Source organism: Candidatus Didemnitutus sp., assembly GCA_019634575.1.
In the GTDB taxonomy this organism is placed as follows: domain Bacteria; phylum Verrucomicrobiota; class Verrucomicrobiia; order Opitutales; family Opitutaceae; genus Didemnitutus.
Map to the genome: position 1 here is coordinate 1175623 of JAHCAY010000001.1, position 14107 is coordinate 1189729.

General features: G+C 65.5%; 13 protein-coding genes. 12 read left to right on the plus strand and 1 reads right to left on the minus strand.

The genetic code is table 11. The features are described from left to right. The first annotated feature begins 62 nt into the window (after positions 1-62). From KF715_04880 to KF715_04905, 6 genes are all read left to right on the plus strand, one after another. Positions 63-743 carry a metal-dependent hydrolase gene (locus KF715_04880; GenBank protein MBX3736004.1) on the plus strand — a complete coding sequence of 227 codons (681 nt, stop codon included), beginning with the start codon at positions 63-65 and terminating at the stop codon, positions 741-743. A gap of 191 nt (positions 744-934) precedes the next feature. After that, positions 935-2965, plus strand: a complete 2031-nt coding sequence (locus KF715_04885) for a transketolase (protein MBX3736005.1) — start codon at positions 935-937, stop codon at positions 2963-2965. 169 nt (positions 2966-3134) lie between these two features. After that, positions 3135-3803, plus strand: coding sequence for a sel1 repeat family protein (locus tag KF715_04890; protein ID MBX3736006.1), 669 nt, complete (start codon positions 3135-3137; stop codon positions 3801-3803). A gap of 24 nt (positions 3804-3827) precedes the next feature. Continuing rightward, a complete protein-coding gene (locus tag KF715_04895; GenBank protein ID MBX3736007.1) occupies positions 3828-4247 on the plus strand; it encodes a hypothetical protein in 420 nt (139 codons plus the stop codon). Positions 4248-4695: 448 nt separating this feature from the next. Further along, a complete protein-coding gene (locus KF715_04900; protein ID MBX3736008.1) occupies positions 4696-6765 on the plus strand; it encodes an alkaline phosphatase D family protein in 2070 nt (689 codons plus the stop codon). 183 nt (positions 6766-6948) lie between these two features. After that, entirely contained in the window at positions 6949-7581 is a 633-nt protein-coding gene (locus KF715_04905; GenBank protein MBX3736009.1) for a hypothetical protein, read from the plus strand. Between the two features lie 27 nt (positions 7582-7608). Here the strand turns inward: KF715_04905 and KF715_04910 are convergent, their stop codons facing one another. Then, a complete protein-coding gene (locus KF715_04910) occupies positions 7609-9462 on the minus strand; it encodes a ClcB-like voltage-gated chloride channel protein (protein ID MBX3736010.1) in 1854 nt (617 codons plus the stop codon). Positions 9463-9741: 279 nt separating this feature from the next. Here KF715_04910 and KF715_04915 point away from each other — a divergent pair, with 279 nt between their 5' ends. The 6 genes from KF715_04915 (at position 9742) to rph (ending at position 14087) form a co-directional block, all read left to right on the plus strand. After that, the gene (locus KF715_04915; protein ID MBX3736011.1) at positions 9742-10203 is read left to right on the plus strand and encodes an HAD hydrolase family protein; all 462 of its coding nucleotides are present in this window, start codon (positions 9742-9744) and stop codon (positions 10201-10203) included. Positions 10204-10286: 83 nt separating this feature from the next. After that, positions 10287-10709, plus strand: coding sequence for an LPS export ABC transporter periplasmic protein LptC (gene lptC / locus KF715_04920; protein ID MBX3736012.1), 423 nt, complete (start codon positions 10287-10289; stop codon positions 10707-10709). Further along, entirely contained in the window at positions 10706-11254 is a 549-nt protein-coding gene (locus tag KF715_04925) for a hypothetical protein (GenBank protein ID MBX3736013.1), read from the plus strand. The genes lptC and KF715_04925 overlap by 4 nt, the downstream gene beginning before the upstream one ends. Continuing rightward, entirely contained in the window at positions 11251-12000 is a 750-nt protein-coding gene (gene lptB, locus KF715_04930) for an LPS export ABC transporter ATP-binding protein (GenBank protein MBX3736014.1), read from the plus strand. Before KF715_04925 ends, lptB begins: the two co-directional genes overlap by 4 nt. Positions 12001-12123: 123 nt before the next feature. After that, positions 12124-13170, plus strand: coding sequence for an HPr(Ser) kinase/phosphatase (hprK, locus tag KF715_04935; protein MBX3736015.1), 1047 nt, complete (start codon positions 12124-12126; stop codon positions 13168-13170). A 167-nt stretch (positions 13171-13337) separates the two neighbouring features. Next, the gene (rph, locus tag KF715_04940; protein MBX3736016.1) at positions 13338-14087 is read left to right on the plus strand and encodes a ribonuclease PH; all 750 of its coding nucleotides are present in this window, start codon (positions 13338-13340) and stop codon (positions 14085-14087) included. Positions 14088-14107: the final 20 nt, after the last annotated feature.

Genomic DNA, 14107 nt, shown 5'->3' on the forward strand with positions numbered 1-14107 from the left:
CGCACGTCGGACTCTTTCACCTCCTCGCTACTCACTACCCGCTACTCGCTACTTCCCCGCTCATGCGCCTCACCTACTTCGGCCACTCCACCTTCCTCCTCGAGACCGCCCGGGCCCGCATCGTCTTCGACCCATTCTTCGACGACAACCCCGCCAGCAAAACCAAAGCGCGCGACATCGCGTGCGACTATCTCGTCGTCTCGCACGGCCACTCCGACCACTGCGCCGACGCCCTCGCCATCGCCCAGCGCACCGGCGCCACCATCATCGCCAACTACGAGATCGCCGAATACTTCGCGAAAAAAGGCGCGAAGACCCACGACCTCAACCCCGGTGGCGGCCACGATTTCCCCTTCGGCCGCGTGAAGCTCACCCTCGCCTTCCACACTTCGAGCATCGAACTCGAGCCCAACCCGCCCTACGGCGGCACCGCCTGCGGCGTGCTCGTCTCCGCCGACGGCAAGCACGTCTACCACGCCGGCGACACCGCGCTGTTCTCCGACATGGCGCTCATCGGCCGCGTCGGCCTCGACCTCGCGATGATTCCCATCGGCGACAGCTACACCATGGGCCCCGACGACGCGCTGCTCGCCCTCGACTACCTGCGCCCGAAAGTCGCCGTGCCGATGCACTACAACACCTGGCCGAAGATCGCGCAGGACGGCGCCGCCTTCGCCCAACGCGCCGCCCGCGCCAACCACCCCGTCCGCGCCCTCCGTCCCGGCGAGCAACTGGAATTCTAGTTCGCCTCCGCGTCGGCCGCACGCCTGCGCGCGCCACCGAAATGCCGCACGCGCATCCCCTCGGCGCGACCAATCCCCACCGGAATTAGTCCGCGCGCACCGCCCCGCGTCACTTCTGATGACGCGCCACCCGCCTAAATTTTCCTCGCGCCACTGCCGTCTCGCCGCACCGTCCTTTTGTCATAAGCGCAATGACGTTCCCCGCCACGCCCACGCTGTTCCAACGCCGCGACCTCCGCCTCGCCGACCTCGAACGCGACCGCTCCGGCTCGCTCCTGCAACTCTACGCCTGGATGCAGCTCGCGCGCACCGGCGACAACCGCATCCTCGACCTCTTCCGCCAAGGTCTCATCCGCGGCACGGTCACCGGCGGCCAGGGCAACGAAGCCCTCATCTGCCCGCTCGCCCTCCTCGCCGACAAATCCGTCGACGTCGTCTCCTTTTCCCACCGCGGTTTCGGCGGCCACCTGATCTGGAGCGGACACCTCTGCGACCACCTCGCGCAATACTTCGCCAACTCCGGCAGCCCCACCAAGGCACGCGAAGGCAACATCCACCACGGCGATCCCGCCGCGCGCAGCCTGCCGATGATTTCGCACCTCGGCATCATGCTCTCGAACGTCATCGGCGCCGTCGACTCGCAGCGCCGCGCCGGCAAGCCCGCCGTCGGCTTCGCCTTCTTCGGCGACGGCTCCAGCTCCACCGGCGATGTCCACGAATCACTCAACCTCGCCGCGCTGCTCGGCGTGCCGGTCGTGTTCGTGATCGAGAACAACAAATACGCCTACTCGACGCCCGTCTGCGAACAGTTCGTCTCGCCCAATCTCTTCGAACGCGCGAAGGGCTACGGCATGGAAGGTTTTTCCATGGATTGCAGCGACCCCGAGCACGTCGTCCGCACGCTCGGCGCCGCGATCGAACGCGCCCGCACCACCTCGCGACCGATCCTAATCGAAGCCCACACCTTCCGCCTGCGCGGCCACGCCGCCTACGACACCTGCGACTACATGCAGCCCGGCGAAGCCGAGGCGATCCTCGCCGAGGACCCGCTCCCGCGCTGGCGCGCCAAGCTCGCCGCCGCCGGCCTCGGCGCGCAACTCGACGCCATCGACGCGCAGGTTCGCGAGTTCGTCGAGACGTCGATCAAAGCCGCAATGGCCCTGCCGCCCATCACGCCCGAGGGCATGCTCGAAGATCTCTTCGCGCCCGACGCGCCCGCCTTGCCCTGGAAGGCTGAACCGGCGGCCGCGGAAAACATCACCATGGCGCAGGCGATCAACCGGGCTCTCCGCAAGATCCTCGCCGAGCGTCCCGAGTCACTCGTGCTCGGCCAGGACATCGGCACCTACGGCGGCGCGTTCAAAGTCACCGAAAGCCTCCTCAAAGACTTCGGCCGTCCGCGCGTGCTCAGCACACCGCTCTGCGAATCCGCTTCGACCGGCTACGCCATCGGCCTCGCCTCCATCGGCCATCGTCCGATCGAGGAGTTCCAGTTCGCCGACTTCGCCACCGACGCCACGACGCAAATCGTGCTCAACGCCGCGACCTATCACTTCCGCGCCGGCCAGAAAGTCCCGCTCGTCTTCCGCTTCCCTTGCGGCGGCGGCCTCACCTTCGGCTCATTCCACTCGCAGGAACTCGAGTCCGCGCTCCTCTCCTTCCCCGGCCTCAAGGCGCTTTACCCGTCCACGCCGCAGGACGCCTTCAACGCGCTCCTCGCCGCCTACGAAGACGACAACCCAGTCATCGTTTTCGAGCACAAGGGCCTCTACCGCCGCGGCAAACACCCGGTGCAGTGGGACCCGAACTACCGCTCTGTCTGGCAACCGCACCACGTGCGCACCGGCGACTTCGCTACGATCGTCACCTACGGCGAAATGGTCCTGCACTGCACCGACGCCTGCCAATATTTCGCCGACGAATACGAGACGACCTTCGACCTCTTCGACCTGCGCGCGCTCTCGCCGCTGAAGCTCGACGCCATCAAAGCCTCCGTCGCGCGCACCGGCCGACTCGTGATCGTGCACGAAGGCCGCAAGACGCACGGCTTCGGCGCCGAACTCGTCGCGCGACTGACCGAGGAACACTGGGGCCAGCTCAAAGCCGCCCCGCTCCGCATCGCCGCGCTGGACATTCCGGTCCCCTTCGCCCCCGAACTCGAAGCCGTCTACCGCCCGAGCAAAGACAAAATCATCGACGCCATCGCGGCGTGGATGGGCTAGACGATTTGGGATTTCAGAGCGCGGATTTTGGGGTTGGCCGAAGACAAGATGCGTCAACCCGAAAAGTTGCGAATGGTGCGGTCGTTGACTCATAGAGTCACAATCCATAGCTGATTGTTCTCTCGAGATGCCGCGGGCCAACGGCATCGCTACCGTAAAGCCCCCCGCGATGCTCACTCAAAACCGTCTTGCCGCCCCCTTACTTGCATTCGCGCTGCTATTCGGAAGTGCGTCAGCTGCCGATCGTAATCGTCCGATCGCGCCTGAAACAGCGCCGGCACGAAGCGAGGCGGTGAAAAAGCAAATCCTGGCAAAATATCGCGAGGCCGAAATTCTCGCCGAGAAGGGTGATGCCGACGCAATGCTCATGCTCGGGCGCGCCTATCATTTGGGTGATGTTTATCCCCAAGATACGGCAAAAGCGTGGGATTGGTATCTGCGCTCCTATGCCGCAGGCGATGTTCTAGCGCTCAACAACATCGCGATCATGTTCAGGGACGGCGTCGGTGCAGAGAAAAACTACAAGATCGCCTATGCTATCGTCCTGTGGATCCACATGGAAATCGGTGCTCCACCGAACATCATGGCATATGTGAACTCCAACCTGCGGGAACTATCAGCCTGCATCAGCCAGAAAGACCGCGAGGAGGCGCTTTCCTACACGACCGAATATCTCAGCCAAGTGGTGCATAGTCGCGGCACGAACATGAAGCCCGGAGCAGATGTGTTGCCGTCGAAAACGAAGCTCAGAATCAAGGACAAGAACTGGTGGCTCCCCGCAGAAAAACAGCAGCTCCGCTTCCGCTCGCCTCCGCCGTGGGACCGCGAGCAGCACTAGTCATTTCATTACGACGATTCTCGCATGCCCGCCCACGCCTTCCTGATCAAGACACCCATCAGCAATCCGAAGGCCACGGCTTTCACCTTCCCCGCGCAGAAAACGATGTATGGCGCCAAGCGCATCGCGGCAGGTGATACGATCTATCTCGTCGACTCCGAAAACGAAGGCGGCGTCGGCCTCGTTGCGCGCGGGATCGTGACGTCAGCAGAAGCGACGCCGCGCAAGCCCGGCGTCGCGCGCCAGACGCCGCGCGTCAGCATCACCGTCAAGCGCACCGCACTCGCACACCGTCGCCTTGGCCGTGCGGAGTTGAAACCGTTTTCCGACTGGAACGACGGCCGTCCGGAGACGGAGTTGAATTTCAAATTCTACCGCCAAGCCACGAACAAGATCGGCCGCATCTCCGCCGCTGCGGCCGCGTTTCTCGACAGGTTCTTCTGAACCGTTCTCCGCGCGCGCTGCGTCCTCTGCGTTGAAATCTTCCGATCTCGAACCTCCCGCATCGCTCTCCGAATTTTCGGGCCACGGATTTCACGGATGCACCGATGAGCACCGCCGGACCTGATGCCTTTATCCGCGGTATCCGGGCAATCCGTGGCTAAGAACGTCGTGCGCCCGGGACACCGGCCACGCGCCACTCCCGTGCCCGCGCCTCCATCATCTGCTTACCGGCGCGCGCTCGACGCGGACTTCGCGGCCACGTTTCCGGCCGTCGCCCAGTCCGCGGTCGGCGCAAATCCGGAGGGATTCGTCGCTGAGACCTGTCCTCGCGTCTCCTTTTTGCTGACGGGCGCGGCGGTTCGCCTATCGGAGAGGCGCACTGGCGTCTCCGGGCTTTCGCCCCGGAATCTCGCGCTCGAACCAACCCCAGCTCCGCCCGAGTGAAATCATGAAGACGAAGATCAGCCGCCGCACTTTTCTCAAAACCGCCGCCGCACTCGGCGCTTCACTGGCGTGGGCCGGCACGGCGCGCGGCTCACGCGTCGAGTGGCAAGAGCGGCGCGATCTCTTTCCCGAAGGCGTCGCCTCGGGCGATCCCGATCCGCACAGCGTCATCCTGTGGACGCGACGTCCGTTTGCCGAAGGCACACGCGAATTTTTGAACGTCGAGGTCGCGGAGGATGAGGCATTCCGTCGTGTTGTCGTGACCGCGAAGACTCCGGTTTCCAGCGCCGCGGACTGGACCGCGCGCGTCCTGATCGGCGGACTCCAGCCGGCGCACGTTTACTGGTATCGGTTCACTGATGCCGACGGCCACGGTAGCCGCATCGGCCGCACGATCACCGCGCCGTCGGACGACGATCCACGCACCGTGAACTTCGCCTTCGTGAGTTGCCAGGACGTCAACGAAGGCAAGCTCAACGCGTTTCGCCGGATGATCTACGAGGACGAACGCGCGCCGGCCGCGGAGCAGCTCGGTTTCATTCTGCACTTGGGCGATTTCATCTACGAGGTCGTGCAGTATCCCGACGAGGTGAAGACGCGTTACGATCGCACGATCTACGAGGTCGCACGCATCCCCGACGGCCAAAAGGTCGGCAATTTCCACATCCCGCTCACGCTCGAGGGCTACCGCGCCATCTACAAAGGTTACCTCGCCGATCCCGACCTCCAGGACGCCCGCGCGCGCTGGCCGTTCGTCGCGATCTGGGACAATCACGAATTCTCGTGGCAAGGATGGCAGAGCATCGTGAAGACCCCCGCGTTCGAGCGGCCGGGCCAGACCGTGAAGGTCGCCGCCAACCAGGCGTGGTTCGAATATCTCCCCGCCCGCGTCGCCCCGCCGAGCGGGACGCTCGAACGTTTCGATCCGCCCGCCGTGGAGAACGTGCCGATCAAGGAATGGGACCGCAACGGGCTCGGTCTCGAGCCGAACAACCTGACCGCGATCAACAGCCTCCAGGGCTACCGCGCGCTGCGCTACGGTCGTCACTGCGACGTCATCATCACCGACCAGCACAGCTACCGGAGCGCGGATCCGTTCACCGATCCGTCACTCAACCAGCTCGGCAACGGCGAATTCCAAGGGATGTTTCCCGAGGCGGGATTTCGGGTGCTCGACGGCGGGCGCGATTTCAACGGCGGCAATCCTCCGACGGAAGTCAGCTATGGCGAGACGCGCGTGGCCAACCCACAGCGCCACGCTCCGCCGCAAACGCTCATCGGGGCGGAGCAAAAAGCCTGGTTCAAGGATAGGCTCAAGAGCTCGACCGCCACTTGGAAGATTTGGGGAAACTCGCTGGGCGCGCTGGACCGGCGCGTCGATCCGCAGAACCTGCCTCCGGGCCTCACCAAGGAGGCCTGGCCGAAAGACGGCGGCTACGCGTCCATCTACGGCGGCGACTGGGGCACCGCCTACGCCGAGCGCGCGGAAATTTACGGGCTCGTGCGCGACGCGCAGATCACCGGCTTCGCCATCGTCTCGGGCGACCGTCACAGCTTCTGGTCGGGATATGCGACCGCGGAGCTCCCGCCCGGCAAGTTCGAGCCCGTCGGCCTGAGCTTCGTGGGCGGGTCGCTGATCAGTCCCAACACCATGGAGGCTCTCGAGCACGGTCTCCGGAAAAACGTCCCGCTGCGCGACCTGTTTCTCCTCGACCGCGAGGGTGCGAAGCCGGACTGGACCTACAACCTGCTGCTGCGACACGGTGTCCGCTCCTGCCTCGAATACGCCAAGACTCTCGACCTCCAACGCGCCCGCGCGCTCTCCAACCCGGAGCTGGCTCCGCACCTCGAGTTCCTCGATCTCGGCGGACACGGTTACGCAAAGGTCAGGCTCACGGCCGACGAGATGCGCACCGAGTTCGTCTGCATCCCGCGCCCGATCACGCGCAGCGAAACGCCCGACGGCGGCCCGCTCCGGTATCGGGTCCTGCACACCGCTCCGCTGTGGAAGAGCGGCGAGCGCCCGCAGATGAAAGTCACCGTGCTCGAGGGCGACGTGGGACTGTCGATCTGACCGCGCCACCGCGCGCGCTTCGATAGCGGCCATCGCGGGAGCGCATCCGCTTGCCAAACGCCGCCGCATTCCTCGACGGTTTTTCCGATTTCGCGGCCAAGTCCGCTGATCCGTCAAGCGCACGGTCAGCGCCCCGCAACGCGAAATGGACTAAGAAATCCACCTCTGGAGCGTTGATCTCATATGCGCACCGCACACCGCCTCGTCGTTCTCGGAATCGCGTCGTCGCTCGTGACCGGCCCGACCGTGATGGCCTGCCTCGTAGAGCCCGAGTTCAAGGCACCGCAGATTGCGTTCGAACCTCAATCGATCGTCGTGTCGGTGCCAACGCCGAGACTCCGGACGCGCGCGCCTTTGTCGCCGATGGCATGGTCCTGCGGTGGCGCGCTCGTCTTACCGAGGCCGCCGGCGGTCGACGGTTTGATCGATTTGTTCGGGTCAGTCGCCAATCTTCGCACCGCGATGGCCAGCGAGCGTGTCAGTCTCGCCTTCGACGGACCCACCGTCGCCCTGCCCTGTAGTCTCGGCCTGCTCGCCGACTCGGAGATGCCCGATCCCACCAGCCTGCGCAATCTGCTACTCGACGACGCGAGCTACGACTGGACGAGTGAGTCGCTCGACTGCGAGGAGCCGCGCTTTGCCGCGCGGCTGACTTTTTCGTCGACCGCGCAAAGCGTCATGGCGGAAATCGCGCCACAGTCCGGAACAGTGCGAATTGTCGTCGACCATCGCGAGGTCGCCCGCGCCAAACTCCACTTGTCTCCAGCGGAAATCGAAGCGCTACTCGCGAACGCGGGCACAGGCGGATTCCGATGAGGAATTTCCACCGCTTCGAACGCCGCCTCAGGCGGCCGACGCCGGCGATTTCTCCGCGAGCGCGAGCAGGAGATCCGTCTTCGACAGACTTCCGAGCAGCTTCGCATCATCGTCGAGCACGGGCAGGCGTTCGGCGCTGACTTCGCGGAAGCGCTTCAAGCCGTCGCTCAGCGGCTGATCGGCCCGCACCGTCGGGAAATCGTCGCGCAGGATGTCGGTCGCGTGCACCACGTCCGCGAGGTCAGGCTGCAACAGGAACGGCTTGATGTCGTGCAGCGAGACGACGCCGATGAAACGCTGGTCCGCTTCCACAACGTAGAGATAGTTCACGCGGTTCGCCAGGAACAGGCGGCCGATGTCGCCGAACGATGCCCCGCTCGCCACCGTCGGCGGTTCGGTGCGCATGAGTTCGCCGACCTTCGCCGGGACGGCGACCGGCGCGGTCCCGGGTTGCTCGACCGCCTTGCGCTTGAGCGACTCGCTGTAGATCGATTCGCCCTCGAGGCTCTTCGCCGTGAAATACGCCACCACGCTGCACACCATCAGCGGCAGGATGATGTCGTAGCTCAGGGTCATTTCGAACAGCATGATGATCGCCATCACGGGCGCGTGGCTCACCGCCGAGAGGAATGCGCCCATGCCCACCAGCGCGATCGTCCGGGGATCGACGTTCCCCGACGGCCACAGCGTTTGCACGCCTTGCCCGAACACATAGCCCGCACCCGCGCCCATGAACAGCGACGGCGTGAACACACCGCCCGGCGCGCCCGAGCCGAACGACGCGCAGGTCGCGAGCCACTTGCACCACACGATCAACAGCAGCGCGCTCCACACGTAGTGTCCCTGCAAAACGTCCACGACCACCGAGTAGCCGTTGCCGCACACTTCGGGCACCTTCATCGCAAGGAGGCCGACGCACAGGCCGCCTAGTCCGAGCCGCACCACCGGCGGTAGCGACGTCCGTCGGAAAAAATTCTCCGCCGCGCGCAGACTCCGCAAAAACCACGGCGCCAGCGCGCCGACGATCAGCCCGAGCACGACGTAGGCGACCATCTCCCACGGCGTGTGCATCTCGTAGCTCGGCACCGCGTAGAGTTTGCTCGCATTCGTCATCACGCGCAGCGTCAACGCCGCCGTGACCGCCGCGATGACGAGCGGTCCGAGGCTCTCCATCGCAATCGTGCCGAGGATGATTTCCGCCACGAAAAACGAGCCCGCGATCGGCGCGTTGTAGGCCGACGCGATGCCGGCCGACGCGCCGCACGCCACCAGCAACCGCTGCTTCGGCGCGCTCAATCCCAGCCAGCGCCCGAGCCGCGACGACGTCACCGCGGCGAGTTGCACCAGCGGACCTTCGCGACCGATCGAGCCGCCCGAGCCGATCGTGAACATCGCCGCAACGGTCTTCACCAAGGTCGCGCGCGCCGGCACGTAGCCATTGCCGATGACGATCGCCTCCATGTAGTCCGTCGCGCCCTGCTTGCCCGCGAATCGCTGGCCGAGTTTCAGAATCAAACCCGCCGCCACGCCGCCCGCCGCCGGCACGAGCACCACCGCCCAAATCGGAATCTGCCGCATCGTCTCAACGACGCCCGCGCGCGAACCGGTCAGCAGCACGTGCACGCCTTCCGTAAGGCTCGTGAACGCCAACGCCGACATCGCCCCGAGGAATCCCGCCAGCGCCGACCAGAACAGCGTGATCTGCCACTCCGTCGGCTGGAGTTTCTCCTGCAACCACAACCGCCGCGCCAGCAGCTTCAGGAGCTGCTGGTGGCTCACGTTCAGCAACCGCTCGAACGACAGCCGCGCCCGCTGCTTCTCCTTGGCCTGGGCCTGTTGCTGCGCGGCGGACTGCGCATCGGCAGGCGGAGAAGGCGGCACTGGAAGGCGGTCCTGCGGCATCGGAAAACCGTCGCACGCGGACCGAACGGCGACCCGGCGCAGCGACACCCGAAGCAACTCAGCCGGACGCGGCGGCGCAAGACGATTGGTGCGCGCCCACACGATCCCGGGAAGTTCACGCGCGCTTGATAAATCGGATTGGCGGCCCGCGCGGGAGCCCGCAACCTCCGCTCCGCCGTGGCCACCCCGAAAAAATCCCGCCGTTCCGCCCCGCCCAAGCCCGCCCGTCTCGCGTGGGGCGCGATCAAGTTGTTCGCGATGGACGTCGATGGCGTGCTGACCGACGGCACTGTGCGTATCCACTCCGACGGCACGGAATCGAAGAATTTCTCCATCCTCGACGGCATGGGACTCGTGCGCCTGCGCAAAGCCGGCGTGGCGCTCGCGTGGATCTCCGGCCGCCCGTCCGCCGCCACCACCGCTCGCGCGCAGGAACTGCAAATCCCCCACCTCATCCAAGGCCGCACCGACAAACTCGTCGCGCTCCAGGAACTCGCCCGGCAACTCGGCGCGAAAGCCGCCGAGGTGTGCTACATGGGCGACGACGACATCGACGCGACCGCCATCGCGTGGGCCAGCATCGGCGTCGCCCCGGCGCAAGCGATGCCCGCCGCGCTCAAGGTCGCGAAGTTCGTCCCACCGCGCCCCGCCGGCCACGGCGCCGTGCGCGAAGTGTGTGAACAAATCCTCGCCGCCCGCGGTCAGAAGGCAGCTTCGTGAGCCGGCAAGAGCATCAACTTTTCCGTGGGTCAGCGCGCAAGCGCGCGCAAGCGCGCTGCCCGCACCCGACCACGCTCCTGGTCGTGCTGGTTTGGGCCGCGCTCGCACCTTTCTCCTCGGCGCAGACCACGACGCGCATCGCCAACGACGCACCGATCGTGAACTTCCGTCTGCCCACGTTCACGCCCGACGGCTTCCGCCAGTGGCTCGTGCGCGGCACCGAGGCGCGTCTCGTCTCCTCGCAGGAAATCGACATCCGCGAGCTGACGCTGACCGTCTTCACCGCTGACGCGCAGGATCGCATCGACACGATGTTGCTCAGCCCGACGGCTGTGGTTCGCACCGACACGCAAATCGCCACCGGGCAAAGCACGATCCGCGTGCTCACCGACACCCTTGAAGCCACCGGCGAGCAGTGGACCTACGACCACCGGGAGAAAAGGGTTTCCATGCGCAAGAACGTGCGCGTAACTTTCCGCGCCGAACTGAAAAACCTGCTGCAATGACGCTGCCCCGCCTCGCCCTCCTCCTCGCCGCCCTCGCCGGCCCGCTCCTCGCGCAGAACGCCGAGACGCAGCCCACCGTCATCACGAGCGACAACTACGACGGCCGCAGCACCGACGCCGAGATGACGTCCATCTTCGACGGCCATGTGGTGGTCACCGGCACGAACCTCAAACTCACCTGCGACCGCCTCGAAGTCGTGGCCCTGCGCAGCAAGACCGATCCGACCGCGACGGTCGCCAAGCTCGAGCGCTTCAAATCGCTCATCGCCATCGGCAACGTCCACATCGTGCAGGGCGACCGCGACGCCGCCTGCGGCAAGGCCGTCGTGCTGCCCGGCGACAACAAGATCACGCTCAGCGACCGCCCCGTCGTCACCGATCGCGGCGCCGGCTGGACCTACACCGGCGACGAAATCCTCCTCCTCCGTGGCGAGCGCCAGGTGCGCGGCACGAACGTCCGTATCGTCGGCCCACCGGTGAAGGACCTCGGTTTCGACAAGGACAAGAAGATCGAAACCGCCCCGGAGGCGCCGAAGCAGCCGTGAGCACCGCCGCCGCGACGGAGCAGTTCGAAATTCACACCGAGGGCCTGGTGAAAACCTACGGCCAGCGCACCGTCGTGAACGGCGTCAACGTGCGCGTCCGCGCCGGCGAAGTCGTCGGCCTGCTCGGCCCGAACGGTGCGGGCAAGACGACGACGTTCTACATGGTCGTCGGACTCGTGCCCGCGACCGGCGGCAAGGTTTTCATCAACGGCCAGGACGCCACGCACCTCCGCATGCACCGCCGCGCTCGCCTCGGCGTCGGTTACCTGCCGCAGGAGGCGTCGATCTTCCGCAAGCTCACCGTCGCCGAGAACATCCTCGCCATCGTGGAGACGTTGCGCGGCGTATCCGCGAAGGACCGCACCGCACTGGTGAAACATCACCTCGACGAGCTGAGCATCGGTCATCTCGCGGAGCAGCCCGCCTACACCCTCTCCGGCGGCGAGCGCCGCCGCCTCGAAATCGCCCGCGCCCTCGTGACGCGCCCGCGATTTCTGCTCATGGACGAGCCGTTCGCCGGCGTCGACCCGATCTCCGTCGCCGAGGTGCAGAAGATCATCCTCGAGCTGAAGTCGCGCGGCATCGGCGTGCTCATCACGGACCACAACGTCCGCGAAACGCTCCGCATCGTCGACCGCGGCTACATCATCCATCGCGGCAAGGTGATGACCGAAGGCAGCGGCGAGTTCCTCATCAACGACCCGCAAGCCCGCGAGCTGTATCTGGGCAAGGATTTCAATTTGTGAGCGAGCGCCGCTGGCGCAGCGATAAGCCGTAAGCGATAAGCTTTAAGCTTTCGGTTCGCCGCTCGGCTTGTAGGTTCGGCGCAGCTTAAGGCTTACCGCTTACTGCTTACAGCTTCCCCGCCCATGCCCACCAAAGCCATCAACGGCATCACCGTCGCGCATTTCTACGAGACGTATCGGACCAAGCTCCAGCTCGAGCTGCTCACGGGCGAGGAAGGCATGCACCGCCTGATCAAGGAGGGCTCGATCAACCGCCCCTCGCTCGCGCTCACGGGTTTCTTCAAGTATTTCGCGAACAAACGCATTCAGGTCCTCGGCGCCGCCGAGATGACGTTCCTCAAGACGCTCTCGCAGCGCCAGCAAATCGAGATCTTCGCCGAGATGGTGAAACGCGGCATCCCGTGCCTCGTCCTTACGCGCAACTACACCGCCACGCACCCGATGCTCGCGGTCTCGCTGGAGATGCACCTGCCGATCTTCCGCACGCCGATGATCACGATGAACTTCGTGAACGCCGCCACGCTGTGCGTCGACAACGAGTTCGCTCCGTCCGGCACCGAGCACGCGACCACCCTCGATATCAAGGGCATCGGCGTGATGATCCGCGGCGACTCCGGCATCGGCAAATCCGAGTGCGCCCTCGCGCTCATCGAGCGCGGCCACTCGCTCGTCGCCGACGACCTCACCTGCCTCCGCCTCGTCGACGAGCGCGAACTCACCGCCAGTTCGCGCGAGCTCAACCGCGGCTATATGGAGTGCCGCGGCATCGGCATCATCAACATCGCCGAAATGTTCGGCGTGAAGAGCATCCGCCTCGAGAAACGCGTCGACATCGTCGTCACCCTCAAGGAGTGGAGCCCCGAAGTCATCGAGGAACGCACCGGCCTCGAGGAGAACTTCTACGAGATCCTCGGCGTGAAGGTGCCGCACATCGAATTCTACGTGCGTCCCGGCCGCGACATCGCCCGTCTCGTCGAAGTCGCCGCCATGGTCCAGGCGCTGAAAATCATGGGCCACGATCCCGCGAAGACGTTCAACGACCGCCTCATCGCGCACATGCAGGAACAGCAAACGCAGAAAACGACGACGCACCGCATCGCCGAACCGCGCTCGCCGTTCGTCCCGCAGAGCTTTCAAGACGACGAAGAGCCGCCGGCGAACCCGAGCTGACGAGCGCCGCGCCCAAGCAGCGGGAGCTGGAAGATCCCGCCTCTTTCCGCCGCGCCTCACTCTCCGCCCTCCGTCCTCAGTCCTCCGCGCCCCGTCCTCCGCCACACCGCGTCACGCGCGCTTCCGGCCTTGCTCCCGCCGCGCCGCGTCCGTCTGCTGTTTCCGCTATGTCTACCCAGCCCCGCGTCGACGGTCGCAAGCCCGACCAACTGCGTCCCATCACCCTCGAGGCCAACATCGCCCCGCACGCCTCGGGCTCCGTCCTCATCGGCTTCGGCCACACGCGCGTCATCTGCGCCGCGACGATCGAACCGAAGGTCCCGTCGTGGATGCGCCAGCAAGGCGTCACCGGCGGCTGGTTGACCGCCGAGTATTCGATGCTCCCCTACTCGACGCACGACCGCAAACAGCGCGACATTTCCAAGGGCAAGATCGACGGCCGCACCGTCGAGATCCAACGCCTCATCGGCCGCTCGCTGCGCGCCATCATCGATCTCCAGAAGCTCGGCGACAACACGCTCTGGATCGACTGCGACGTGCTCCAGGCCGACGGCGGCACGCGCACCGCGTCCATCACCGGCGCCTATCTCGCCGCACGCCTCGCGATCCAAAAGCTCCTCGACGCGAAGAAAATTTCCGAGAATCCGCTCACCGACTCCGTCGCCGCCGTCAGTGTCGGCCTGTTCAACAGCCAGCAACTGCTCGACCTCAATTACGTCGAGGACAAGGACGCCGCCGTGGACTTCAACGTCGTGATGACCGGCAAGGGCCAGTTCGTCGAAGTGCAGGGCACCGGCGAAGAAGCGACCTTCTCGCAGGAAGAGCTCGACGGCCTGCTCGGCCTCGCGCGCAAGGGCCTGCAGGAACTCGCCGGCATCCAGTCAGCCTTCCTCGCGAAGCAGCTGCTGAAGTTCTGAGACGCGCATTGACCGAAAGG

Excerpts from the sequence above, each read along its gene's own strand:
- rph (MBX3736016.1), top strand. The coding sequence starts at position 13,338 with ATGTCTACCCAGCCCCGCGTCGACGGTCGCAAGCCCGACCAACTGCGT.
- hprK (MBX3736015.1), top strand. The coding sequence starts at position 12,124 with ATGCCCACCAAAGCCATCAACGGCATCACCGTCGCGCATTTCTACGAG.
- KF715_04925 (MBX3736013.1), top strand. The coding sequence starts at position 10,706 with ATGACGCTGCCCCGCCTCGCCCTCCTCCTCGCCGCCCTCGCCGGCCCG.
- KF715_04890 (MBX3736006.1), top strand. The coding sequence starts at position 3,135 with ATGCTCACTCAAAACCGTCTTGCCGCCCCCTTACTTGCATTCGCGCTG.
- KF715_04895 (MBX3736007.1), top strand. The coding sequence starts at position 3,828 with ATGCCCGCCCACGCCTTCCTGATCAAGACACCCATCAGCAATCCGAAG.
- KF715_04915 (MBX3736011.1), top strand. The coding sequence starts at position 9,742 with ATGGACGTCGATGGCGTGCTGACCGACGGCACTGTGCGTATCCACTCC.
- KF715_04880 (MBX3736004.1), top strand. The coding sequence starts at position 63 with ATGCGCCTCACCTACTTCGGCCACTCCACCTTCCTCCTCGAGACCGCC.
- KF715_04900 (MBX3736008.1), top strand. The coding sequence starts at position 4,696 with ATGAAGACGAAGATCAGCCGCCGCACTTTTCTCAAAACCGCCGCCGCA.
- KF715_04905 (MBX3736009.1), top strand. The coding sequence starts at position 6,949 with ATGCGCACCGCACACCGCCTCGTCGTTCTCGGAATCGCGTCGTCGCTC.
- KF715_04885 (MBX3736005.1), top strand. The coding sequence starts at position 935 with ATGACGTTCCCCGCCACGCCCACGCTGTTCCAACGCCGCGACCTCCGC.